This window comes from Methylobacterium sp. A52T (assembly GCF_053346095.1).
The window spans coordinates 50,110-74,729 of record NZ_JBKFBI010000001.1 but is presented as its reverse complement, the minus strand read 5'-3'; the positions used below and the strand labels follow the sequence as shown (position 1 = coordinate 74,729).

Sequence of the window (24,620 nt, the reverse complement as noted above, 5' to 3'; positions counted from 1 at the left end):
ATCACCGTAGCTCAGTCAGGAATCCCCACGTCATGCGCAAGCTCAGCCAACTCGCCAACTTGATCCTGCTCGTCATGGCCGCCATGGCCCAGAAAATCTGGGACGGCACGCGCTGGGTCGCGAAGGCCTTCTCCGGAATCCCGACGCCCGCCGGTGTCGAGGTGGAGGATGCCATGGATGCCGTCGCCGCGAAGGCCGCCGCGCCCGTGACGCCGTCACAGCCGGCCCGTGACACCGTCACGCCCGCCCCGGCGCCGGCCCCCAAGACAGAGGCCACCCCGAAGCCGACCGCGACCGCTCAGGTCGTTGAGCTCGATCCCGTCCTGGCCCGCGGCCGCATCGCTCACCAATACGCCCACGCTATGGGGACGCTCGACGGCGAGCCCTCGACGGAAGGCCTGGACGAGGCCGCCGCCGCCTGGCTGCTCAGCCTGAACTCCAGCGAGCTCATGCACATCTGGCGTGCCAGCCCCCTGCAGGTCGGCGCTCACATGGCGGGCATCCGGCCGCATGAAGGCCTCCCGCTCTGCCCGACGATGGCCGAGTACAAGCACGCCCTGGGGAACGCGGCGAGGATCACCCCTCGTCAGCGCGAGGAGATCTGGGAGTGGGTGGAGACGATGGACGCCGCCTTCGCCGACATGATCGACGACCCCGCCTTTAAACTGAAGTGCGGCATCTAACGAAGCCCCCCGAACAGAGAAAGGCCCGCCCCGATGCAAGGGCGGGCCTTTCTTTTTGTCTGCTCACTGGTCGTAGGCGCTTGATACTTGCTCTGTGCGCACACGGTAGCATGACAGTGTGCGCACAGATGCTGACGTCAGGCCGTCCGGGCAGCCCGCAGGACGAGACCCTCAGCGCGGAGGGCGCGCCGGTGCATGCTCGCGGTCTCGGCCCGGGCGGTGGCGGCCTCGGCGCGCGAGGCGGCGAGCGCCTGCTGCAGTGCGGCGACCTGTTCGCGGAGGGCGGCCGCCTCGTCCACGGCGGCCTGATGGTGAGCGCGCTGACGGCTGACGGCAGCCATCGCGCGGCCGGCGGCCGAGGCGTTCCGGAGGCCCTGCTCGTAGTCGAGGTCGGCCTTCCGCTGCCGGGCATCCGCGAGGCTCGTGGCGAGGACGCCGACGAGGCCCATGCCCACCCGGTCGAGGTCGGAGGTGATGTCGTGGGCGCGCATGGGGCTCTCCGAGTCTCGGTGCTGACCTTACGATCGGGGCCCCGAGACTCGCTGTCGAGTAGGAGTCAACCGTTGTCCCTGGCCCGGACGCGAAAACGGGCCGCTGACCTGTCGAAGGGTTAGCGACCCGTTACTTCCTGTCTCTGTAACGAAAAGTCTGAAGTACGCCGTCCGGCTACCGAGCCAGTCCGAGGCGGATAAGGAGCGCCCGCTTGGCCTGCGGCTGGCCGATGCCGCGGTTCTCGACGAGCTCCTGCATGGCGCCCCCGATGATGTCCTGCAGGCTGATGGCCAGCCCGGCGAGGGACTTCGTCTGGGAGATGGTGCGCCCGTGACCGCGCCGGGCGGCGGCCGCGACGATGGCCCCGATGACCGCGGCGTCTACCGCCCGCGGGTCCGGGACGCCATCCGCCCGGCGCCGGGCCCGCTCCTCGCGCTTGCGCTCGGCTTCGGCGCGTTTGGCAGCCGCGGCCTTGGCGGATGGCGTCTCCGGTACGACCGCATCCTCTACCTCGCTGGGCGCCATGGCGATGGCGGCCGGGAAGAAGTCGTCGTTCGGAACGGGGAAGGCTTCGAGCTCGAACATGCGGAGATCTCCTGTCGAGCTATGCTCCTCCACGGCTTGGCAATCGACAATCCGGATGGTGTCCAGGCGGACACCATCCGGGCGGGGGTTGGCCGTTGCGGACGCCATCCGCACGCTGTCCCGATGCTGAAGATCAACCTCGAAATCGACCTTCCGAGATTCGAGCGCCAGGTCGACGACCACATGCTGAGGGCATTCCAGCCCACCGTGGTGGACGCCCTGAACGCGGCCGGCGAGGCCTCGGTGGACGCCGTCCGGAAGGGGATGCTCACGGTTTTCGACCGGCCCAACCCGTTCACGCTGGCGGGCGTAAATTTCTACAAGGCCAAGGTCCGGACGGACGGCGGCGACCCGAGCGTGCTCATCTACATCAAGGACCGGACGGCGTCCTACGTCGACGTCCACGTGGAGGGCGGCGTACGCCGCACCGGGGAGGCGATGGCCTTCCGTACCGCCTTCGGGGTCACGCCGCGGCGGTTGGCGTAGGCCCGCTGCGAGATGCCGATCTCGAACTTCACGACCGCACCCCCCGGGTACCCGGGTCCCCACCCCCCGCGGGATTTCCGGAGGCCGGGTCCCCGGCACAAAACTGAGCTCATACGCCGGGTTCATGAATCACCGCGTCCGATTCAGGCAAGCCGATGGCGTTGAAGGGGAAAACACCGGTCCCCGCGTCGCGCTCGCTGTCCGGAAACGGGGCGAACCCAAGCCCAGAGAGGCTCGCTGAGCGGTGTGGGTCCGCCGGTGAAATCGGGTACGTCGAGGCCACGTTTCGCCTGCCAGCGGCCGCCCGCGAGGGGGTGGGGACCCCATTTTCAGGCTCCGAGGAAAACGGGCCCGCGCCCCGTGCTGCCTGATGGGCTTGCATCCCCGGGGGAGGACCCGCGACGGGGGGGTGGGGACCTCCCGCAGCCCGACCGCCTCACCCTGTGACCCGGCGGGCCCGCGCCTGTAGAGCCATGCCCAATGCGCATGGAGCACGATGGCCTCACCGAACAGCGCCTCGGCATGGCGGAGCACCAGCCTGTTCGGTGACGCCTCGGGGACGGCCATGGCCACGGCCTCGACGGCGGCCATGGCGTCCATGCCCCACGCCATGAGGGCGACGATGGCCATGGCAGGGCTACGCCCCAGGCCCGCATGGCAGTGAATGAGGATGCGCGCCCCATGGCTGCCCATGCCTTCCCCATGGCCTGCCCCATGAGGTCCCATGGAATCCCCATGGCCCATGGCATGGGCCAGCATGGCCCCCACCATGGGGCGGACATGGGCTGGCATCGGTAAGGAGATGGGACGCCCATGGCCCATGGCGGAGCGTGGAAGGCCCATGCGGACCATGTCCTTCCCCATGGCGGTCCCCATGGTCCTCATGGCCTCGCGATCATGGAAGGTCATGGGCAGCCATGGTCCCGGCCATGGGCGCGCAATGGGCTGCGATGGAGACGATGATGGTCGGGCGCCACGAGGTGATGGCGTCCAGCCGGGCATCGAGGGAGGCTAAGGCGAGGGCGGGTCGCATGCCCTGTAGCGGGCCGCCGGTCCCTGCAACGGACAACCCCCCAGGGACATGGCGCCTGAACGAAGAAAGCCCCCCGACCTGGGGGGCGGAGGGCTTTCAGGATGAGGTGCATCCGGGCCCGCGAGAGCCTACTCGTATATTGCCAGGCCTCCCGGCAATAGACAACACCTATCGTGCATGGGCATGAGCACGCTGACGTGAGGCGAGCGCCTTGAGCTCCGCCATGCGCGCATCCGAAGCTGCGGCGCTGGCTGGGTCTCGCATGGCCCTGGCTTGAGCAGCCAGCCTCCCGAGCAGTCCCACCCGCTCGACAGGCGCAGCGGGCACCTCGGAGGCGTCCTCTGGGCATCCATCACGTGGCGAGGCCAGGAATACATGGGGCGGTCTTGGAGGGGCGACGGCGTGCTTCTGAGGGACGACATCGAAGGGGACGTCGGCGGGCGGCAGGGAGGGGACAAGAGCCGCTAGTGACGGGCGTGGGCGAGGGGCAGCGAGGACGGGCGGCGGCTCTTCAGGAGAGGGGACGGGCTCGGGCACAGGCGGGGTCCTGAGGGCCAGGAGGAAGGCAGGAACGGGAAACACGGGGACGGCAACATCAGGCACCGGAGGGGGTGTTTCAAGGCCAGGAGGAAGGGCCTCAGGCTCCGGAGGAGGCGTGACGACGCGGGGACGGGGAGAGCCCGGGCGGTGAGGGAGAGGCCTCAACACAGGACGGAAGGGGACCAAGGTTTCAGAGGAGACCACCGGTTCAGGAGAGTACACCACGGGCTCAGCGGGAAGGTCACCCGGTTCGGAAGAGGAGACCCCGGCTCCGGAGGATAGCGCCACCGGCTCCGCCTTCGAGGTCACCAAGGTCCCCACGGAGACCACCAACCGACCCAAGCCCCCCCTATATCGGACGTTTTTGATCGACACCTCATCTGAAGACCTCTTCGAGAGCTCCGACACCGTCATGAACAGAACCTCCGACATGATGGCGGTGACCTCCGCTTCCTTGGATGCCGGGACCCTCACCGAGTCGTGGATAGGCAGGGCGGCGATGCCAGCCTTGGAACAGGCCTTCATGACCCGGTGCATCATCCCGGAGTCGATGTTCATTAGCCGCACCCCGGCGTCCGAGCCTATGTCGTCGCGGATGATGGGATTCGCATCCAGGACCTGCTCGACGATGCGCACGGTCTCCTCGTACCCGTAGACCCACTCCGGCGAGCCGTCGGCCTGCAGGACGTTTCCCTTCTCCATGAGCGAGCCGATGGCCTTGTGGATGGTCTTGGCGTTGATGGCCCTGTTCAGTACGGCCTTGCCGACGGAGCGGTCGTAGCCGCGTAGGGTGTAGGGGTCGTGCTGGAGCACGTGGCCGCGCATGGCGTAGAGCAGCGTGGGATGGAGGGCCGCGAAATCGGGCTCGATGCTCAGCTCGCCGTTGATGAGGAGTTCTGCTCGCCGATCCGCAGGAAGGTTTTGCCACCAGCCGTACCAGCGGCCGTGCATATCCCAGGATTCTCTTCCGTAGACCCGGTAGACCTCGGGCACCGGCGTCGGCCGGACGCAGGTCCACGTCGACTTGCCATCGCGGACCTTGCGGGCGTGGATGTGGTGCCGGGTGTGCCGCCAGTCGGAATCGGAGGCGTCGGGCGAGACCTCGACCTGCACGCCGGCGAGGTACGCGTTGATCTCGGCGACGTCCGCAACGAGGCCCTCAGTCTCGGCCGTGTCCTGGAAGTTGATCAGCTTGCCGTCCTCGCCTTTCATGATGATGGGCGAGCGCCGGCCGAGGTACGCCACCGGGGCGTGCCCGATGAGTTCGATAAGACGGTCAGACGGACAGATGCGGGACTGGAGCCCGTGGGACAGGTGCGCGCCGGGCTTGGAGCGCCGCTCCTCGATCAGGCCCATCTCGTTGAGGGTCTTCACTGCGCCAAGCACGCTGGCGTAAGTGTAGTCGGTGCCCTCGTAGCGGCCGGCGGCGGCGTAGAAGTCCTTGGACCGCGAGTAGCTGATCCAGTGGTTGTCGCAGTCCGCCGCGATGGCGAGCGCGGCGAGCATGCTCTCCGTGGCGCGACCGTGTTTCTTGGTGTGGGCCTTGGGCAGACCGACGGCGGCGATGACGTCGTCTGGCACTTTGAAAACGAAAGAAAGGGCGCGTGCCTGCGCCGATTCATGGTCCTGCTCTCGCATGGGGCTCTCGCGGTGGACCGCTACCCCGGGGCACCTCTGACCCGAAGACGCGGCGAACCCATATCGTTCGCCGCGCTTTCGCTAATATCCAGAGTGACTTAATGGCGTTTCAAGAACGCGCTTCCCGATCCTGGCGCGAGCGGAAAGCTCGCAGCCAGATGGCACCAGGGAAGCCCGCCAGGGCACCTCAATTCAAAAAGGCGACCTCGGCATCATTCAGGTCGTCCGATCCAAAGAGATCGGCTCTCAGGTGCCATCCAGCCGGGTGCGACAAAAGCGCATTTACGGAAACATGCTTGTGGATGGGGCAATCTGCCAGTGTGTATGGAGCTTTGCTTCAACGGATGCGATGCGCGCACCATGGTTAGCACGCCCACTGATGGCTGCCCTAAAAGCGCAATTCGTAGTCCCGAAAAGCCGCTCTTTGGCAGCATACTAGGAAGGGCCTTGCTATGCCCGAGGGAGGACTTTCATCTCATATCGAGACCCTAGTCGGACGGGTAATCTCACCGGCAGGTGCCGATCTGGTGATACGGAACGCAGAAGCTATATTAGGGTTAGCTAAACAAGCTGGGACGACCGTTTCTGAAGCGGGGCCGATGGACGCCATCACGCCGAACGAACTGACGCGGCTTCAAGACAAGGCCGGAGATGCTGCGCGCCTGCTCCGTCTCCTCGCCAACGAGAAGCGCCTGCTTATCCTGTGTCTGTTGATGGCCCGTGGCGAGATGGACGTGACGAGCCTCGCCGAGGCGGTCGAGCTCAGCCAGTCGGCCCTGTCGCAACACCTCGCCAAGCTCCGCGAGGACGGGCTCGTCGCCTATCGCCGCGAGAGCCAAACGCTCCACTACAGGCTAGAGGATCCCCGCGCCGCCCGCGTGCTGGCGACGCTCAAGGACATCTTCTGCCCGGAACTCTGCTGACCGCATCAGGCGCGAAGGATCTCCGCCTCAAGCCCCGGGCGATCCGGCCGGTTGCGCAGCCGCAGGCTCAGACCGCTCCGGCGGGACGCCATCTCGGCGATGGCGAGCCCAAGCCCGCTCCCGGTGGCGCTCTTGTGGCGGCCGCGGAAGAAGCGCGTCGTGACGTGCGGCAGTTCCTCGGCGGGAATCCCCGGCCCCTCGTCGCGCACGAGGACGCCCTCCCCACTGGGACGGGCCAGCCATTCCACCGTGCCGGCCTGCATGTGCTGCACAGCGTTCTCTTGCAGATTTCGCACGGCCAGGCGCAAGCTCTCGGGATCGGCCCGCAGCGTGTAGCCGCGCAGCCCCGGGTCGATCAGGGTGCGAACCCCCGGCGGCACCCGCATCCCGTTGACGGTCTCGGCCACCAGCGCGCCCACGTCGACCTCCGCCAGGGCCGGCGCCTCCCCGGCGGCGTCGAGCCGGGCCGCGTCGAGCAGTTGCCGGACGAGGCGGGTGGTGCGGTCCACGGCCGCCAGGATCTGGCGCAGCGCCGCCTTCGCCACGTCCGGGTCGGTGGTGGCCATGGCGACCTGGGCCTGGGTCTTCAGCCCGGCCAATGGCGTGCGCAGCTCGTGCGCGGCGAACGCCGTCACCTCCCGCTCGTGCCGGCGCGCCGCCTCGACCTTGAGGAACAGGCCGTTGAGGGCGTCGGCCAGCGGCCGGACCTCGGCGGGGGCTCTGCCGGCATCGAGGGCGCTCATGTCGTCGGCGTCGCGGCTCGCGAGGTCGCGGGCCATCCGGCGCAGGGGGAGCAGGCCCCGCCCGAGGCTCGCCCAGATCAGCATCCCGAGGAACGGCACGACGAGAAGCGCGGGGGTGACGAGGCCCATGATGAGGTCGGTGACGAGGCGCTCGCGCAGGCCCAGGCGGTCGCCGACCATGACGCGCACACCCTTCCCGGCGTCCTCGACGGTAAAGACCCGCCACGTCTCGCCGTCGACCTCGCGCTCGGAGAAACCGGCCGGCGCGTCGGTCAGGCGCCGCTCCGGGGCTCCGCTCGACCGCGCGACCATCCGCCCGTCGAGAGACCAGATCTGACAGGACAGCTGCCGCTCGTAGGCCGTCGGCGCCGGGAAGGTGGATGGCGTTCCGTCAGGAGCCGAACCGCCGACCGCGCCCACTAGGGAGCCGACCATGCGCGCGGCTTCCTGCAGGCGGGTGTCGAGCACCTGTTCCACCTCGCGCTTTGACCCGAGATAGATCCAGGCGACCGCGCTGAGCCAGATCAGCCCGGTCGCGAGGAGCAGGATCGCGAACAGCCTGACGCGCAGGGATGTCATGCCGGCGCCCTCATCCGGTAGCCGAGGCCGCGCACCGTCTCGATGGTGTGCTTGCCGATCTTGGCGCGCAGGTTGTGCACGTGGACCTCGACGGCGTTGCTCTCGACTTCCTCCTGCCAGCCGTACAGCCGCTCTTCCAGCTCGGCCTTGGAACGGAGCACGTCCGGGCGTTCCATCAGCGCCGCCAGCACCATGACCTCGCGCCGGGACAGGCCGACCGGCACGCCGTCCACCGTGACGGCGAGGCTCCCGGGGTCGAGCCGGATGCCGCCGTGCTCCAGGAACGCGGCGGCCCGCCCCGAGGCCCGGCGGACGACGGCGCGGATGCGGGCCGAGAGTTCGTCGAGGTCGAAGGGCTTGCCGAGATAGTCGTCGGCGCCGCCGTCGAGCCCGGCGATCCGGTCGGCCACCGCGTCGAGGGCCGTGAGCAGGACGACGGGCGTCTGGTCCTTCCGGCGGCGCAGGCCGCGCAGCACGTCGAGGCCGGAGCCGTCGGGGAGCATCAGGTCGAGCACGATGGCCGAGAACGCGCTGGCGGCCAGCGCCGCCTCGGCGTCGGCGCAGGTCGCGACGCAGTCGACCGTCGCCCCGCCGAGGCCGAGTCCCGCCCTGAGCCCGTCCGAGAGGATGGGATCGTCCTCGACGACGAGGATGCGCATGCGTGTCTCCCCCTGACCGTCCCCCATCCTCCGGGCCTGGCTTAAGCCTGGCTTAAGCTGCGTTTCCGACCCGCGGCGGGCCGATCCGGATCCCGTCATGCCGAACGTGTTCGCCCACCTCATCCTCGCCATCCTGGTCTGGGCGGGCGCAGCGCCGTGGTCGCCGGGATGGTCCCAGGACGCCCCCGTGCGGCAGACGCCTTTCACCCTGGTCGCGACCCGCGACGCGAACCTGTCACTGCACCTGCGCTGGAACATCGCGCCGGGTACCTACCTTTACCGTGACAGGATCCGCGCCGAAGCCGGTACCGGCGCGGAGCTTCCCGTCAGCACGCCGCCTGCGCAGACCAAGGACGACCCGAACTTCGGTCCGACCGAGGGTCTGCCACGACGCCGTGGAGGCCATCGTGCCCGGTGCGGCGCTGGCCAGCCTGCGGGAGGTCCGGGTGACCTACCAGGGCTGCGCCGAGCGGGGCATCTGCTACCCGCCGGCCACGAAGCGGCTGGACCTCGCCTCCCTGGCGAACGCCGGCGCATCCCAAGGCGGCGAGGCCACCCCCGCAGCCACGCCCGCAGGCGGGACGGCCTCCGCGCTCACCCGCCAGGATGTCTTCCCCGCCGGACCGGCCGCCCTCCTCGTCGGCAACCTCCTCGGTGTCCTGGCGGGCATGTTCGGGCTCGGCCTCCTCCTGGCGTTCACCCCCTGCGTGCTGCCGATGGTGCCGATCCTGTCGGGCATGATCGTCCGCTCGGGCCAGGGCCTCACGCCGGGGCGGGGCCTCGCGCTGTCCGGAAGCTACGCCCTCGCCATGGCGGCGGCCTATGCCAGCCTCGGGGTCGCGGCGGCGTGGCTCGGCCGCAACCTGCAGGTCGCCCTTCAGACCCCGCTCGCCCTCGGCCTGATGGCCGCCGCCTTCGTCGCGCTGGCCCTGTCGATGTTCGGCCTGTTCGACCTGCAGGCGCCGCGCTGGTGGCGGGACCGCTTCGGCGCCCCGGCGGCGGAAGGTGGGTCGGTCGCCGGGGCCGCGTTCCTCGGCTTCAGCTCGGCCCTCGTCGTCGGGCCCTGCGTGACGCCGCCGCTGGCCGCCGCCCTGCTCTACGTCGCCCAGACGGGGGATGTCCTACGCGGGGCGCTGGCCCTTTTCGCCCTCGGCCTTGGGATGGGCGCGCCGCTGGTGCTCGTCGGTGCGTTCGGCGCCGGCATCCTACCGCGATCGGGCCCATGGCTGGTGCGGGCGAAGCAGGCTTTCGGCTTCGTGTTCCTGGCGCTCGCAGCCTCGCTCGTGACACGCCTGCTGCCGGACGGGTCGTCCCTCCTGCTTTGGGCTGCACTCGCCATCGGCACCGGGCTGGCGCTCGCGGTGATGACTCCGAACGGCCGCCCGTCACGCGCCGAGGCATCGGAAATTGCGTGGCCGGAAGTGCCCGGCCGTGGTAAGGGTGTCGCCGCATGTCGGCCACCCGCACCCTCTGGCGCTCGCTCCTCACGGTCTTCCTGACCGTGATCCTCGTCGCCCTGTCGGTGGCGGGTGCGGGACACTCGCACGCGGGTGCGACGCATGACGGCCACGCCATGGTCTACGCGGCCGGGCATCCCGGCCCGACAAATGCGGACCAAGCCGGCGACTTGGCCGATCACGCCGACCGCGGCGGCGACAAGGCGACGGGCGATTGCGGCCTGTGCTGTTGCCACGCTTCGTTCGCGCGCTTGGATGCGTTCGCTGCGACCGTCGCTTGGAAGCCCGGGCCGGCGCTGGCCGGCATCCGGACGGTCGCTTTCGACAGCGTGGTCCCGGAGACGCTGCCCGAGCCCCCTCGAACCTTCGCCTGAGGTCCGCGCTTCGGCGCGCTCCGAGCGGCCGCCCGTGAGGGCTGCCGCCTGCCTCCCTTTCGCGAAGGCTCGGTTTTCCCATGCGTGTTCCCTCCGCCCCCGCCCTGCGGGCGGCTTTTCTTGCGCTGTCCCTGTGGGCTGCCGCGCCGCCGATGTCCGTCGCCCACGAGGGGCATGACCACGGCAACGAGGCACAGGCCCCGCCGACGGCGACCGCGCCGCGCGGCACGTCGAGCACGGACGCGCTGGAGTTGGTGGCCGTCGCCCGCAACGGTCGCCTGTCGGTGTTCCTCGACCGCGTCGGCACCAACGAACCGGTGACGGGCGCCGTCGTGCAGGCCGAAACCCCGGACGGTACCGCCACCGTCTCACCGATGCCTGACGGCAGCTACGCGGTCGACGCCCACTGGAGCCTGCATCCCGGCGAGCACGAGGTGCTGTTCACCGTGACCGCGGACGGCGCGACCGACATGTTCCCCGTCACGCTGGCCGTCCTGGAGGCACCGCCGGCCCCGCCGTCCGCAAGCGCCTCCGCCTGGGCGACCGGCCTCGCGGCAGCCCACGACTTTCAGCGCCACCTCAAGGAGGCCGACCCGCTGCCGCTGGCCATCGGGGGCATCGGCTTCCTCCTGGGCATCGCGGTCACGCTTTTGATGCGTGGACGCCGCTACCTGCCCGCCACCGCCCTCGTCGTGCTCGTCGTCGCCCTTGCCTTCGCTCCGCGCGCCTTCGCGGCCGATGGCCACGACCATGGCGGAAAGGATGCCGACACGCCCCAGACCTTCCGGATGGCGGCGCCGGCCGCGGGCGGGCAGGACCTGGCCCGGCGCCAGCCGGACGGCTCGATCTTCGTGCCGAAGCCGACCCAGCGCGTCCTCGCGGTCCGGACCCTCGTGACCGCCGCCGACACCCTCCGCCGAACCGTCGAGCTTCCGGGCCGCATCGTCCCCGACCCGAGCGCCAGCGGAGTGGTCCAGTCCTCGGTCGGCGGCCGGCTCTCGCCGCCGGAATCGGGGATCTTTCCGCGCCTCGGCACGCGGGTGCGAAAGGGCGAGGTGCTCGCCTACGTGACCCCGCCGGTGCAGGCGGTGGACGCCTCCGACATGCGCCAGCGCCAGGGCGAGCTCGACCAGCAGATCGCCATCACCGAGCGCCGGGTCGAGCGCTACCGCAAGCTCGCTCCGGGCGGCTCCGTCTCGCAGGTCCAGCTTGAGGACGCCCAGGCCGAACTCAAGGGTCTGCTCGACCGCCGCGCGGCCCTCGACAACATCCGCCAGCAGTCTGAGGCCCTGAAGGCCCCCGTCGACGGGGTCATCGCGGAGGCGAACGCGGTTGCCGGGCAGATGGCGAGCCCCGGCGTGCAGGTCTTCCAGATCGTCGACCCGAACCGGCTCTGGGTCGAGGCCCTGAGCTTCGACGCCATGGCCGGGGGGCAGGACGCCACGGCCCGCATGGCCGACGGGCGGATGCTGCGGCTCGCCTACATGGGCGCGGGGCTCGCCGACCGCAGCCAAGCGGTCCCGATGCACTTCGCGGTCGAGGGCGCGCCGTCGGAGCTCCGAACCGGGCAGTTCGTGACCGTTCTGGCCGCGACCGACGCGCAGCAGAAGGGCTTGGCCCTTCCGCGCATGAGCGTGGTCCGCGGCGGCAACGGGCAGAGCATCGTCTACGAGCACACCGAGCCGGAGCGCTTCGAGCCGCGCGAGGTCCGGGTGGAGCCGCTCGACGCGGGGCATGTCCTGGTGGTGTCGGGGGTCGTTCCGGGCAAGCGGATCGTGACCCAGGGCGCCGAGCTCCTCAACCAGGTCCGCTGAGGAGCCACGCCCATGTTCACGCTCCTCGTCACGCAATCCCTGCGCAACCGCCTGCTGGTGCTGGCGCTGGCCGCCGTGCTGGTCGTCTACGGCGCCTTCACGGCGACCAAGCTGCCCGTCGACGTCTTCCCCGACCTGAACCGGCCGACCGTCACGATCATGACCGAAGCGGAGGGCCTTGCCCCCCAGGAGGTCGAGCAACTCGTCACCTTCCCGGTCGAAACGCAGATGAACGGCCTGCCGGGCGTCACCCGCGTCCGCTCGGTCTCGGGCGTCGGCCTGTCGGTGATCTACGTCGAGTTCGACTGGGGCACCGACATCTACCGCAACCGGCAGCAGGTGTCGGAGCGGCTCGCGATGGTCCGGCCGCAACTGCCCCCCACGGTCAACCCGATGATGGGCCCGGTCTCATCGATCATGGGCCAGATCGTGATGGTGGCGCTCAGCGGCGGCACGGTCTCGCCGATGCAACTACGGGAGTTGGCCGACTTCACCATCCGCCCGCGCCTCCTCGCGATCCCGGGTGTCGCCCAGGTCATCCCGATGGGCGGCGAGGTGCGCCAGTTCCGCGTGGCGCCCCAGCCGACGGCGTTGCGGGCGCTCGGCGTCACCCACGCCCAATTGGAGACGGCCCTCGCGCAGTTCGGCACCAACACCGGCGGCGGCTTCACTGACCAGTACGCCCGCGAGTACCTGATCCGGAACCTCGGCCGGACCATGAGCCTCGACGACCTGCGCAACATGGTCGTGGCCACCGTCAACAACCGGCCGATCTACCTGCGGCAGGTGGCCGAGGTTTCCTTCGCGGCCCGGGTCAAGCGCGGCGACAGCGGCTACATGGGCGCGCCGGCCGTCGTCGTGTCGGTGGAGAAGCAGCCGGGCGTCGACACGGTCCGGCTCACCCGCGAGGTCGAGGCGGCGCTCAAGGACATCACCGCGAGCCTGGACGCCTGCGGGGCGGGCAAGGGCGGGGCGGGCCCGTCGATGGCCGAGCCCGCCGGGGATGCCTGCGCCTTCAAGGGCGTGCGGGCCGACCAGCTGATCTTCCGGCAGGCGAACTTCATCGAGACCTCGATCCGCAACGTCGAGACCGTGCTGATGGAGGCGGTCGTCGTCGTCGCCGTCGTCCTGTTCGCCTTCCTGCTGAACGTCCGCACCACCGCGATCTCGCTCACGGCGATTCCGGTCTCGATCCTCGCGACCGCGGTCGTCTTCCATCTCGCCGGGCTGTCCATCAACACGATGACGCTCGGCGGGCTCGCCATCGCCATCGGCGAGCTCGTCGACGACGCGGTGGTCGACGTCGAGAACATCTTCCGACGGCTCGGCGAGAACCGGCGGGCGGGCAACCCGCGCTCCATCTTCGAGGTCGTGGTCGCCGCCTCCAACGAGGTGCGTTCCGGCATCGTCTACGCCACGATGGTGATCGTGCTGGTCTTCGTGCCGCTCTTCGCACTGTCCGGCATCGAGGGTCGGCTCTTCGCGCCGCTGGGACAGGCCTACATCGTCTCGATCCTGGCGAGCCTCCTCGTCTCGATCACCCTGACACCGGTGCTCGCCTATTACCTGCTGCCGGGCCTGAAGCGCCTGGAGGAGCACGACAGCCGTTTCCTCAGGCTGCTCAAGCGCGGCAACGCCGCCCTGCTGCGGGGCGTGCTCGGGCATGCCCGGCCCGTCATGCTGGTCGCCGGACTGGCGGTGGCGGTGGCCGGGCTCGCGGCGGCCTACCTGCCGCGCGCCTTCCTGCCGCCCTTCAACGAGGGCTCGTTCACGGTCAACATGGCCTTCAACCCCGGCATCTCGCTCGCCGAGAGCAACCGGATCGGCCTCGTGGCCGAGCGCCTGCTCCTCGATATGCCGGACGTGAAATCCATCGGCCGCCGCACCGGCCGGGCCGAGCTCGACGAGCACGCCGAGGGCGTGCACTCGTCCGACCTGGAGATCGACCTCAAGCCCGGGGCCCGGCCCAAGCCCGAGCTCGTCGCCGACATCCGCGGGCGCCTCGCGGTCCTGCCGGTCAACGTCAACGTCGGCCAGCCGATCTCGCACCGGCTCGACCACATGCTCTCGGGCGTGCGCGCCGAGATCGCGCTGAAGATCTTCGGCGAGGACCTCGACACCCTGCGGGCGCTCGCCGAGGACCTGCGCGGGCGCATGGCCGACATCCCCGGCATCGCCGACCTCCAGGTCGAGAAGCAGGTGCTCATCCCGCAACTGGAGATCCGCGTCGACTACGCATGGGCCGCCCTCTACGGGGTCCAGCCCGCCGCGTTGGTGGAGCAGCTCAGCCGCCTTTCGAACGGGCAGGTCGTCTCCCGGGTCGTTGACGGCTACCGCCGCTTCGACGTGGTGATGCGCCTATCCGACGCCATGCGCACCACCCAGCGTCTCGGCGACCTCCTGATCGAGACGCCGTCCGGCTGGGTGCCGGCCCGGCAGATCGCCGACATCCGCGAGACCGACGGTCCGAACCAGATCCTGCGCGAGAACGCCCGCCGCCGCATCGTCGTGCAGGCCAACACCCAGCCCGGCTCAGACATGGGCAAGATCGTCCAGGCCATCCGGGACAAGGTCGCGGCGGTGAACCTGCCCAACGGCTACGTCACCAGCCTGGAGGGCTCGTTCCAGGCCCAGGCCGAGGCGAGCCGGACCATCGGCCTGCTCTCGCTCCTCTCCCTCGCCCTCGTCTTCGCGCTGCTCTACAGCCGCTACCGCTCGGTGGTGTTCACCCTGATCATCCTCGGCAGCATCCCGCTCGCCTTGATCGGCTCGGTCGCCGCGCTCTGGATCGCCGGGCAGCCCCTGTCGGTGGCCTCGATGATCGGCTTCATCACGCTCACCGGCATCGCCACCCGCAACGGCATCCTCAAGATCAGCCACTACCTGAACCTCGCCATCCACGAGGGCATGCCGTTCGGCCGGGAGCTCGTGATCCGCGGCAGCCTGGAGCGGCTGGCGCCGGTGCTCATGACCGCGCTGTCGGCCGGCGTCGCGCTGGTGCCGCTGCTGGTCGGAGCCGACGCGCCGGGCAAGGAGATCCTCCACCCTGTGGCGGTGACGATCTTCGGCGGGCTGATCAGCGCCACCCTCCTCGACACGGTGCTGACGCCGGTCCTGTTCCTGACCTTCGGACGCAAGCCCCTGGAGCGGTTGCGGGATGACGCCCGCCGCCGGCCCGATAGCGTCCGCGAGGCGCCGGGAAGCGCGCCCGTCGAGGCGTTCTGAGTCCCACCCACCCGAGAAAGGATACCGTCATGCGCCACCCCCTTCGTCCCGCCTTCCTGGCCGTTGCCCTCGTCCTCGCGTCGCCCTGCCTCGCCGCCGGTCCGAACGGCGGGCAGACGACGGTCGCCGAGGGCCATCCCGTCGAGTTCGTCGCGACCGACACGGGCGTCACGTTCTTCGTCACCGGCGAGGACGGCAAGCCTGCCGAAACGGCCGGCCTGTCGGCCAAGGCCTTCGTCCAGGCCGGCGGCAAGACGGAGACGCTGGCCCTGAAGCCGGCCGCGCCGAACAAGCTCGTCGGCGACCTCAAGGCCCCCCTCGCGGCGGGCGCTAAGGTCCTGCTGTCCACGAAAATTCACGGCCACAACGTCCAGGCCCGCTTCGAGAAGCAGTAAGGCCCGGTCCGGGGCGGCGCTGTGCTTACCGCGCCGCCCTCGTAGGTCGAGGCGGCTCTTCGAGCCTGGACGATGGCGTGCCCGATGCCGTGGGGTGCTTCGCAACTTCTCGAACCGCCCGGACCATGATGGGTCCGGCGCGGGCATCCACGCCGCCGGGGCAGCTCATGCCGACGCCGGTCGAAAGTCCCGGTCACGACGATGACGCCATTCGGAAGCGAGCGCCGAGCGGCGTCGGGAATGCCGCACCTTACAGCCTTCGGCCCAAGACCTGACCGTGCTTCCGAACCCCGCTCGCTCGGACACGCTCGGCGTGTCGGCGATGCTTTCTGGAAGACGGTCCGCCTTGGTCGCGTCGGAAAAAAGGGGGACCGGTCATGCCGTCCCCTCAAACCTCAACCAAGCGCCCTGCGGAGATCCCGGGCAAATCCCTTCGCAAGGTCCGGCGCCTCCGCCACCACCTCCTCATAGAACTTCGTCCCGATGGGGCTCACCTGCGAGTAGTCCGGCGGCAAATCCCCGACCGTACGCACGATCTCGGCCAATACTTCCTCGCGCTCGTCAGGCGTAAGCCTCTGCATCGTGAGGGTCATCATCGCAATCGTCGACGTTCTCAGCACCGCAAGCATTGCCGTTGTCGTGACCGCGAACTGAAACATCTGTTTGTCGTTCATTTCAGCCCCGCATCATGGTATGTCAAAGATTTGATCTCGTGCAACAAGAGGTAAGGCGCTTCCGTAATGGGTAAATTCGATGCGTATATGAGAAAATCTATCCTATCGATATCTGAAGTAAGTCATCATCAACAAGACAAGAAACAAACCAAATAATACAAACACCATTGTCTGGTTTGCGGCCTTTCGGACATCGCGGCGGACACGTCGTTTGTTGCGCGAACGCGGCCCCCAGTGGAGCTGCTCACGGCCGAGCTTCTTCCCTACCACCGCCCCCTCCTAGACCGGGAGGCGGGCGGCTTGGGCCGCGAGGGCCTCATCCTCGACCTGGACGGTGACGTGCTCGATGCCGTGCCGCTCTTTCACCAGACGTTGGATCGCCCGGACCACTTCGGGTCCGGCGGTCACGTCCTCCACGACCACGTGGCCGCTCATCGCGTCGAACCCGGAGGTCAGCGTCCATGCGTGCAGGTCGTAGGCGCGCCGCACGCCCGGCATCGCCTCGAACGCTGCCTTGAGCTCGTCGAGATCGACGCCCGGGGGCGTGCCCTCCAGCAGGATGTGCAGGGCTTCGCTCAGCAGGCGCCATGTGCGGGGCACGATGAAAAGGCCGATGCCGGCGCCCACGAGGGGGTCGACCCAACGCCACCCCGTCGCCATCACCACGAGGGCCGCGACGATGACGCCGAGCGAGCCGAGCATGTCGGAGAACACCTCGAAGTAGGCGCCCTTGACGTTCAGGCTCTCGGAGGAGCCGCCCGACAGCAGCCTCATGCTGGCGAGGTTCACCCCCAGGCCGACGACGGCCACCAGCATCATCGGCCAGCCCAGGATCTCGGTCGGCTCCACGAAGCGCCGGTAGGCCTCGTAGAGGATGTAGGCCGTCACCCCGAGCAGGACGACGGCGTTCGCGAGCGCCGCCAGGATCTCGAAGCGCAGGTAGCCGAAGCTCTTGCCCGGCGTCGGCGCCTTGCCCGCGTAGTGGATGGCCAGCAGCGAAAGGGCCAGGCCGCCGGCATCCGTGACCATGTGGGCGGCGTCGGCCAGCAGCGCGAGGCTGCCGGTGAGCAGACCGCCCACCACCTCGGCCAGCATGTACGTGAGCGTCAACCCCAGGGCCCAAGCCAGCCGTTCCTTGTTCCGGCTCGCGGCCGACCCCGCAGGGATGCCGCCTCCGTGAGAATGTCCGTGTCCCATGTCGCTCCCAGATCTTCGTTGCCGTCGCCGGCGGGCGGGTTCAGGGGCCGTCGAAACCGATGAGGTCAGCCACGTGCGCGCCGGCCGGGTGCCCGGTGGCGGCGCGGTGGGCGGCCGAGCAGGCCGCGTAGCCGGGGCCGAACGCCGTCATGACGAGCTCGCGCCGCCCGTCCGGGGCTTGCCGGCTGGCCAGGAGGGCCCGGCCGCCGGGCCAGAGCTCGGAATCGGCCGTCGGCCCCGGTCCGGGCTCGCCGTAGCGGCGCACGCCCTCCTCGTGGATGGCCCGGCGCACCCGCACGAACTCCTCCCCGGACAGCGGCAGGCCCAACCAGACCACCTGCTGCAGCCCCTCGTCACGGCAGACCACCAGCACGATCTCGGCCGTTCCCGGGCCGACGGCCGGCCGCCAGCCGTGCGGGTAGTACAGCGCGGTCAGGTTCGCCTCCCGGTCGACCTTGAGCGGCCGCGGAACCTCCGCGACGGGCCCCCAGGCGAGGCCGAACGGGGCCTCGCCGCCGACCCCCTCCGCCCCCGTGGCGGCACCGGTGAGGGCGAGGGCGGCGAATGGGATCGCCGCCCATGTCGGGATGCATCGCACGCCGCCTTACTCCGCCGCCCTGAGGGTCTGTTCCGCCGCCTCCGGGATCCGGTCGACGTTCTTCGGCGCGACCGTCTTGCCGAACCGGGCGTAGAGTGCCGGCAGCACGATCAGGGTGAGCAGGGTCGCGCTGATAAGGCCGCCGATCACCACGGTGGCGAGCGGGCGCTGGATCTCGGCACCCGTCTCGGTGGCGATGGCCATGGGCACGAAGCCCAACGAGGCGACGAGCGCCGTCATGGCCACCGGCCGCAGCCGGGTCATGGCCCCCTCCAGGATCGCCTCCCGCTTCGGTCGACCCTCGGCCACGAGCTGCTTGATGAAGGTCAGCATCACGAGGCCGTTGAGCACCGCCACGCCGGACAGCGCGATGAACCCGACGGCCGCCGGCACCGAGACCGGCATGCCGCGCAGCCACAGGGCGAAGATGCCCCCGGTGAGGGCGAGCGGCACCGCGCTGAACACCAGGAGCGCGTCCCGCGGCGAGCCCAGCGCCGAGTACAGCAGCAGGAAGATCAGGAAGAAGCAGACCGGCACCACGACCATCAGCCGCCGCTTGGCCGAGGCGAGGTTCTCGAACTGCCCGCCCCAGGTCACGTAGTAGCCCGGCGGCATCTGCACCTGGCTCCCGACCTTGGCCTGCGCCTCCGCCACGAGCGAGCCGATGTCCCGCCCGCGCACGTTGGCGGTGACCACGACCCGGCGCTTCCCGTTCTCGCGCGAGATCTGGTTCGGGCCTTCCGTGACCTGGAAACTCGCCACCTGCTTGAGCAGGACCGAGCTCGCCCGGCCGTTCGGTCCCGGCGGCAGCGGCACCGGGATGTTCTCCAGGGCCTCCCGGTCCTCGCGGACCTTGTCGGTCAGGCGAACGACGATGGGGAAGCGACGGTCCCCCTCGAACACGACGCCCGCGTCGCGGCCGCCGATGGCCGCGCCGATGACCTCCTGGATGGCGCCGGTGCTCAGGCCATAGCGCGCCGCCTCGGGCTTGTTGATCTTGATCTCCAGGAACGGCAGGCCCGCCGTCTGCTCGACCTTCACGTCCTCGGCGCCGTCGATGCCGCGCAGCACGGCCGCGACCTGGTTGGCCGCCTTCAGCATCGGCTCGAACTCCTCGCCGAACACCTTCACGGCGAGGTCGCCTCGGGTGCCGGCGAGGAGCTCGTTGAAGCGCAGCTGGATCGGCTGGGAGAACTCGTAGACGTTGCCCGCCAAAGCTCCCACCGCCTTCTCGATCTGCTCCTGCAGCTCGGCCTTGGGCAACTCCGGGTCCGGCCACTCCTCCTGGGCTTTGAGGATGACGAAGGTGTCCGACGAGTTCGGCGGCATCGGGTCGGAGGCGACCTCGGCGGTGCCGGTCTTCGAGAAGACGTAGGCGACCTGCGGGAACTTCGAGACCACCTTCTCGACCCTGAGCTGCATCGCCTGCGACTGGGTCAGGGAGGTGGACGGGATGCGGGTGGCGTTGAGCGCGATGCTCTTCTCGTCGAGTTGCGGGATGAACTCCGTGCCGAGCCGCGTGAACAGGACGCCGGCCGCCACCAGCAGGAGAAGCGCAAGGCCCACGAAGGCGAGGGGCGCCCGCACCGCGGCCGCGAGCACCGGCCGGTATGCGGCCTTGAACGCCCGGATGATGAGGTTGTCCTTCTCGGTGACCTTGCCGGTGATGACGATGGCGATCAGCGCCGGCACGAAGGTCAGCGACAGCACGAAAGCCGCCACGAGCGCGATGATCACCGTAAGCGCCATGGGCTCGAACATCTTGCCCTCGACCCCGGTGAAGGTCAGCAGCGGCACGTAGACCAGGATGATGATGGCCTGCCCGTAGAGCGACGGCTTGATCATCTCCTCGGCCGAGGCCCGCACGGTCTGGAGACGCTCCTCGGTGCCGAGGGCCCGCCCCACCGCGTGCTGCCTCTCGGCGAGATGCCGAAGCGCGTTCTCGGTGATGATGACCGCCCCGTCGACGATGAGCCCGAAATCGAGCGCCCCGAGTGACATCAGGTTGGCCGAGATCTTCGCCTCGACCATTCCGGTCATGGTCATCAGCATGGCGACCGGGATGACCAAGGCCGTGATGACGGCCGCACGGATGTTGCCCAGGAGCAGGAACAGGATGACGATGACGAGTGCCGCGCCCTCGGACAGGTTCTTCGCCACCGTCTTCACCGTCGCCTCGACGAGGCGGGTCCGGTCGAGGACGGTCTGCACCTCGACGCCGGGGGGGAGCGACTTGCGGATCTGGTCCATCTTGGCGTCGACGGCAGCGGCCACCGTGCGGCTGTTCTCGCCGATCAGCATCAGCGCGGTGCCGACGACGACCTCCTGTCCGTCCTCGCTGCCCGAGCCGGTGCGCAGGTCGCGCCCGATGCGGACCTCGGCGATGTCCTTGATGCGCACCGGCACGCCGCCGCGGGTCGCGACGACGACGTTGCCGATGTCGTCCATGTCCTCCAGGCGGCCGGCGGCGCGGACGACGTAGCCCTCGCCGTTGTCCTCCAGGTAGCGGGCACCCTGGTTGGCGTTGTTGGTCTCCAGCGCACGGGCGACGTCGGAGAAGGACAGGTCGAGCGAGGCGAGCTTATTGGGGTCCGGCTGGACGTGGTACTGCTTCTCGAAGCCGCCGATGCCGTCGACCCCGGCCACACCCGGCACGGTCTTTATCTGCGGCCGGATGATCCAATCCTGCACGGTCCGCAGGTAGGCGGTCTGCTCCAGCTCGGTCCTCAGGCGCTGGCCCTCGGGGGTGAGGTAGCTGCCGTCTGGCTGCCAGCCCGGCTTGCCAGGCTCCGAGACCTTGCGCTCGTCGGGCTTCGCGTAGTGGATCGACCACATGTAGATCTCGCCCAGGCCTGTCGAGATAGGCCCCATCGCGGGCTCCGCCCCCGGGGGCAGGTCCCGCTTCACCTGGGCGAGGCGCTCGGCGACCTGCTGTCGGGCGAAGTAGATGTCAAGCTTCTCCGCGAACACCGCGGTGACCTGCGAGAAGCCGTTGCGCGAGAGCGAGCGCGTGTATTCGAGCCCCTTGATGCCCGCGAGCGCGGTCTCGACCGGGTAGGTGACCTGCTTCTCGATGTCGACGGGCGAGAGCGAGGGCGCGGTCGTGTTGATCTGGACTTGGTTGTTGGTGATGTCGGGCACAGCGTCGATGGGCAGCTTGGTCACCGCGTAACCGCCGAAGCCGGCGGCGAGCAGGGACAGCAGCAGCACGAGCCAGCGCTGGTGGACCGAGAAATCGAGGATGCGGCTTATCATGTCCGGGCTCCTCAATGGTCGTGGTCGGCTTCGCTCTTCCCGAGCTCGGCCTTGAGGAGGAAGGTGTTGGCGACCGCGATGTCCTCGCCAGCCTTGAGGCCCGAGACGACCTCGTAGGCGTCGTCGTCCGAGCGCCCGAGCTCGACCGCGCGCTTCTCGAAGCCCTCGTCGGTCCGGACGAACACGACGCGCTTGCCCTCGACGGTCTGGAGCGACGCCTTGGCAATCCGCACCGGCACTTGGTCCTTCGCGGTCTCCACCTCGGCCGTGACGTAGGTCCCCGGGCGCCAGGACAGGTCCTTGTTGGGCAGCGAGACCACCACCCGGGCGGACCGGGTATCGGCATTCAGGAGGGGACTGACGAAGACGACCTTGCCCTGCTCGCTGCGGCCGCCGCGGTTCACGGTGACCCGGGCCCCTTCCCGGACCTCGTCGAGGTCCGAGGTCGGCACCGCGAGCTCGATCCAGACGGTCGAGAGGTCGGCGACGGTGTAGACGTCGGCCGGGTCGCCCTCCTTGCCGACGGCGGTGCCCACGTCGACCTTGCGCTCGACGATGCGGCCCGAGATCGGCGCCCGTAGCTCGTACTGGCGCAGGGTCGATGCGTTGGGCGTCGTCTCGTCGCGCTTCTGCGCGGCGGCGACCTCGCCGGCGTTCAGCCCCAGGGCCGAAAGCTTCTGGCGGGCGAGATCGACGCGGAGTTGGTTTTCCTGGAACGTGGCCTTGGCGTTGTCGAAGGCCGCCTGGGACGCAGCCGCGGACGCCAGCAGCTTCTGCTGGCGCTCGAAGTTCACCTTCTGGAGGTCGGACTGGACGATGGCGGTAAGGTACTCGCTCTTGGCGTCGGCGACCTCGCGGCTGTCGAGGACGGCGACGACCTCACCCTTCTTGACGTCGTCGCCCAGGCGCTTGCGCATCTCGGACACGGTGCCGACGACGCGGACCGGCACGCGGGCGATCCGGTCGGCGTCTGTCGTGATCGTGCCGGGCACGAGGATGTGCCGCGACAGCAGGCCGCCCTCTGCCTTGGCCACCTTGATGTCCTGGCCCTCGATCTGCTCGGCGGTCATCTTGACGTGACCTTCCTCGCCTTCGGCCTCTGAGTGTTCGTGCTCGCCACGGGCGCCGCCGTCACCGGTCTCGGAGGCGGCCGCCTTGCCGTGGTCGTGCCCGTCACCCGCCTCGTGGCGAGGCTCGCCCGGGGATGCGGGTCCAGGCCCGGCGGCGAAGGTGATGGCTGTCTGCGGCAGCCCGGCCGAGGCGAGGAGCCCGCGAACGAAGCCGGACACGGAGGGGACTACGGCGCCCACGAGGACGCCGGCGGCCACCAGGGCCGCGATCAGGAAGATGCGCATGATGTCGGCTCGGCCAGGACCCGGCGCGCCGAGGGGCGCCGAACAGTCCTGCTGGATGGTGTGGGGGAACGGTCCGGAGGCGGTCAGCCCCGGGTCGACGACGCGTGCCTTCGCGGCGTCACCTCAGGTGCGGGGCGGCCTCGGCATGCGATCCGGGGAAACCGAGGACACGGCAACGGTCAGCCGGGCGTACCGCGGGCGCACGCCGTCGAAGAGCGGCTCCACCAAGGCGGTCGTGAGGGGCGCAGCCTGATGGCAGCCGCAATGGAGATGGCTGGCCAAGCCGGGATCGGACGCGTCCGCGTGGGGCGCGATGTCGACGCTCGCGAGCTCGGTGACGTGGGTTTGGCCGCCGGAGTGGTAGGCCAGGTCGTCCGCGAGACCGGCCAGGGGCGACACCAAAGACAGGGCGAGCACGAGCGCGAGCATGCGGGCAGCGAACGCCCACCATCCTCGCACCGCTCCCCGGCGGCTATGTCCGCGCCCTGAAACCATCTCCGGCCTTATGTGCGATTCACCCCGGATTGCACAAGGCATCGACCCGTCCCGTTGAACTCGGCGTGAACGAACTTTCCACCGACGCGGGAAGGTGAAGACGATGCCTTCTCCCCTACGACCAAGAATTTCCTCGTTCGGCTCCCCTGGCGAGGCGCGCCATGCTTGCCTCACGAAGATCTTCCGGAGGCGCGGACCGACCGGTGCTGTCCCGCCCTTCACGGATACCAAGCAGAAATAATCCGGAACGGTTTCACGGCGGTGCGCATTTCCGGCCCAACCTCAATACAGGGAGATCCTCCGATGAAGATCACGATTGCTGCCTTCGCCGCAGCCCTTGCAATGGTTCCGGCGAGTTCGTTCGCCCAGCACGTGGACGTCGGCCCCGGTGGCGCTTCGGTCCACGGCGACCGCCATCGCGACGTCGAGCACACCCACGGTGTCGTCGAGGAGCACCATCGCGACCGTCCGGCGGTGCATGACCATCATGAGGATGTCCACGAGCGTACCGTGGTCGAAGAGCATCGCCATTGAGGTCGGTGCCGGAGGGGCGCGAACCGGGGTGGGCCCCGGTTCGCGCCCCTTGTCGGTTACGGGGCTTTCGAAGGTTGCCGTTCGCTGAACGGCGATTTCAGGGCGCGTTCAATCGGTACGGACCACCGTCCCGGCTTTCGGATGCAGCTTCGGAGCGGCATATGAGGACGTTCCTCGCGGGTTTGGCGTTGGCCCTTGCGTTCACGCCAATGACGGCTTCCGCGCAATACTACGAAGGTGGTTATGGCTACCGCCGACCGCACGAGCACGTCGACGTCTACCGCCACGGCGACCACGACGACGTCGTCGTCCGCCATCACCACCCGCGGCGGTACGACGACCGTGGGTTCCACGAGGGGCGGCCGCATCACCATCACCACCACGACTTCGACGACTGAAGCCGTCGGGTTGAAGGTGACCGCTCCGGCTTGCGCCGGAGCGGGCCTTCCACGGCGCGCTTGAGGGGCGGATGCGCGCCGTGAACCTTGTCCCGTGCGGGCGCGGTTCACGCAAGCGCGTAGCCGATGCCTGCCGCGAGGAGGGCGAAAACGAACAGAAGGGGCAGCATCCGCATCGCGCCGTCCCGGTCGGCCCTCCTCAGAACGTCACTTCTTGCCGTGGCTGTGCCCGTGGGCATGGCCGTCGCCGTCGAAATGCGCGGGCTTGCCGTCGGGGCGCGTCTCCTGCGCCTCGCGGACACGCGGGTCGTCGCGATGGGCCGGACCGCCCGAGACGTTGCCGGTGTTCGGGACCGCCCTTTCGGGGTTCGACGCGTTGCCGTGGCCGTCGATGGCCAGGGCGGGCGCCGCGGCCCCGGCCAGCATGCCCGCGGCAAGAATGGCAGCCATCGTGAGCTTCATCGGTCCATCTCCCGTACCCTAGCGGC

21 protein-coding genes and 1 pseudogene are annotated in these 24,620 nt (G+C 69.4%); 10 read left to right on the top strand and 12 right to left on the bottom strand.

Going from position 1 to position 24,620, the window contains the following annotated elements; translation table 11 throughout:
• Nucleotides 1-32 precede the first annotated feature (32 nt).
• Nucleotides 33-683, top strand: a complete 651-nt coding sequence (locus tag ACLBYE_RS00360) for a hypothetical protein (protein WP_447692571.1) — start codon at nt 33-35, stop codon at nt 681-683.
• A gap of 137 nt (nt 684-820) precedes the next feature.
• Here ACLBYE_RS00360 and ACLBYE_RS00355 read toward each other — a convergent pair whose 3' ends face one another.
• Nucleotides 821-1,174 carry a hypothetical protein gene (locus tag ACLBYE_RS00355; protein ID WP_447692570.1) on the bottom strand — a complete coding sequence of 118 codons (354 nt, stop codon included), beginning with the start codon at nt 1,172-1,174 and terminating at the stop codon, nt 821-823.
• A 175-nt stretch (nt 1,175-1,349) separates the two neighbouring features.
• On the bottom strand, nt 1,350-1,943 hold the full coding sequence (locus ACLBYE_RS00350) for a hypothetical protein (protein ID WP_447692569.1): 594 nt from the start codon (nt 1,941-1,943) through the stop codon (nt 1,350-1,352).
• On the opposite strand from ACLBYE_RS00350, the gene ACLBYE_RS00345 reads away from it, so the two are divergent.
• Nucleotides 1,944-2,246 (top strand): hypothetical protein, encoded by a 303-nt coding sequence (locus ACLBYE_RS00345; RefSeq protein WP_447692568.1) that lies wholly within the window; start codon nt 1,944-1,946, stop codon nt 2,244-2,246.
• Nucleotides 2,247-3,447: 1,201 nt separating this feature from the next.
• On the opposite strand, the gene ACLBYE_RS00340 is transcribed toward ACLBYE_RS00345, so the two are convergent.
• Nucleotides 3,448-5,457, bottom strand: a complete 2,010-nt coding sequence (locus ACLBYE_RS00340; protein ID WP_447692567.1) for a hypothetical protein — start codon at nt 5,455-5,457, stop codon at nt 3,448-3,450.
• Between the two features lie 599 nt (nt 5,458-6,056).
• Here ACLBYE_RS00340 and ACLBYE_RS00335 point away from each other — a divergent pair.
• On the top strand, nt 6,057-6,380 hold the full coding sequence (locus ACLBYE_RS00335) for an ArsR/SmtB family transcription factor (protein ID WP_447692566.1): 324 nt from the start codon (nt 6,057-6,059) through the stop codon (nt 6,378-6,380).
• Nucleotides 6,381-6,385: 5 nt separating this feature from the next.
• Here the strand turns inward: ACLBYE_RS00335 and ACLBYE_RS00330 are convergent, their stop codons facing one another.
• Nucleotides 6,386-7,702 (bottom strand): ATP-binding protein, encoded by a 1,317-nt coding sequence (locus tag ACLBYE_RS00330; RefSeq protein ID WP_447692565.1) that lies wholly within the window; start codon nt 7,700-7,702, stop codon nt 6,386-6,388.
• Complete coding sequence (locus tag ACLBYE_RS00325) at nt 7,699-8,361, bottom strand: response regulator (RefSeq protein WP_447692564.1); 663 nt, start codon at nt 8,359-8,361, stop codon at nt 7,699-7,701. The genes ACLBYE_RS00330 and ACLBYE_RS00325 overlap by 4 nt, the downstream gene beginning before the upstream one ends.
• 97 nt (nt 8,362-8,458) lie before the next feature.
• Here ACLBYE_RS00325 and dsbD point away from each other — a divergent pair.
• The 5 genes and pseudogenes from dsbD to ACLBYE_RS00300 all read left to right on the top strand — a co-directional run.
• Nucleotides 8,459-9,752 (top strand): annotated as a pseudogene (gene dsbD / locus ACLBYE_RS00320) (protein-disulfide reductase DsbD); the annotation flags it as partial.
• A 59-nt stretch (nt 9,753-9,811) separates the two neighbouring features.
• On the top strand, nt 9,812-10,192 hold the full coding sequence (locus ACLBYE_RS00315; protein WP_447692563.1) for a hypothetical protein: 381 nt from the start codon (nt 9,812-9,814) through the stop codon (nt 10,190-10,192).
• Nucleotides 10,193-10,272: 80 nt separating this feature from the next.
• On the top strand, nt 10,273-12,006 hold the full coding sequence (locus tag ACLBYE_RS00310) for an efflux RND transporter periplasmic adaptor subunit (RefSeq protein WP_447692562.1): 1,734 nt from the start codon (nt 10,273-10,275) through the stop codon (nt 12,004-12,006).
• Between the two features lie 12 nt (nt 12,007-12,018).
• On the top strand, nt 12,019-15,231 hold the full coding sequence (locus tag ACLBYE_RS00305; protein WP_447692561.1) for an efflux RND transporter permease subunit: 3,213 nt from the start codon (nt 12,019-12,021) through the stop codon (nt 15,229-15,231).
• Between the two features lie 29 nt (nt 15,232-15,260).
• On the top strand, nt 15,261-15,626 hold the full coding sequence (locus ACLBYE_RS00300; RefSeq protein WP_447692560.1) for a hypothetical protein: 366 nt from the start codon (nt 15,261-15,263) through the stop codon (nt 15,624-15,626).
• A gap of 395 nt (nt 15,627-16,021) precedes the next feature.
• Here ACLBYE_RS00300 and ACLBYE_RS00295 read toward each other — a convergent pair whose 3' ends face one another.
• The 6 genes from ACLBYE_RS00295 to ACLBYE_RS00270 all read right to left on the bottom strand — a co-directional run bounded on the left by ACLBYE_RS00295 (nt 16,022) and on the right by ACLBYE_RS00270 (nt 23,134).
• Nucleotides 16,022-16,300 (bottom strand): hypothetical protein, encoded by a 279-nt coding sequence (locus ACLBYE_RS00295; protein ID WP_447692559.1) that lies wholly within the window; start codon nt 16,298-16,300, stop codon nt 16,022-16,024.
• Nucleotides 16,301-16,579: 279 nt separating this feature from the next.
• Nucleotides 16,580-17,497, bottom strand: coding sequence for a cation diffusion facilitator family transporter (locus ACLBYE_RS00290; RefSeq protein WP_447692558.1), 918 nt, complete (start codon nt 17,495-17,497; stop codon nt 16,580-16,582).
• Nucleotides 17,498-17,537: 40 nt separating this feature from the next.
• Nucleotides 17,538-18,068: a threonyl-trna synthetase gene (locus ACLBYE_RS00285; protein ID WP_447692635.1), complete on the bottom strand. Its 531-nt coding sequence runs from the start codon at nt 18,066-18,068 to the stop codon at nt 17,538-17,540.
• A gap of 33 nt (nt 18,069-18,101) precedes the next feature.
• The gene (locus tag ACLBYE_RS00280) at nt 18,102-21,350 is read right to left on the bottom strand and encodes an efflux RND transporter permease subunit (protein WP_447692557.1); all 3,249 of its coding nucleotides are present in this window, start codon (nt 21,348-21,350) and stop codon (nt 18,102-18,104) included.
• Nucleotides 21,351-21,361: 11 nt separating this feature from the next.
• Nucleotides 21,362-22,705, bottom strand: a complete 1,344-nt coding sequence (locus tag ACLBYE_RS00275) for an efflux RND transporter periplasmic adaptor subunit (protein WP_447692556.1) — start codon at nt 22,703-22,705, stop codon at nt 21,362-21,364.
• Between the two features lie 123 nt (nt 22,706-22,828).
• Nucleotides 22,829-23,134 (bottom strand): hypothetical protein, encoded by a 306-nt coding sequence (locus ACLBYE_RS00270; protein ID WP_447692555.1) that lies wholly within the window; start codon nt 23,132-23,134, stop codon nt 22,829-22,831.
• Nucleotides 23,135-23,503: 369 nt separating this feature from the next.
• Here ACLBYE_RS00270 and ACLBYE_RS00265 point away from each other — a divergent pair, with 369 nt between their 5' ends.
• On the top strand, nt 23,504-23,734 hold the full coding sequence (locus ACLBYE_RS00265; protein ID WP_447692554.1) for a hypothetical protein: 231 nt from the start codon (nt 23,504-23,506) through the stop codon (nt 23,732-23,734).
• A gap of 161 nt (nt 23,735-23,895) precedes the next feature.
• A complete protein-coding gene (locus tag ACLBYE_RS00260; RefSeq protein WP_447692553.1) occupies nt 23,896-24,132 on the top strand; it encodes a hypothetical protein in 237 nt (78 codons plus the stop codon).
• A gap of 207 nt (nt 24,133-24,339) precedes the next feature.
• Here the strand turns inward: ACLBYE_RS00260 and ACLBYE_RS00255 are convergent, their stop codons facing one another.
• A complete protein-coding gene (locus tag ACLBYE_RS00255) occupies nt 24,340-24,594 on the bottom strand; it encodes a hypothetical protein (RefSeq protein ID WP_447692552.1) in 255 nt (84 codons plus the stop codon).
• Nucleotides 24,595-24,620 lie beyond the last annotated feature (26 nt).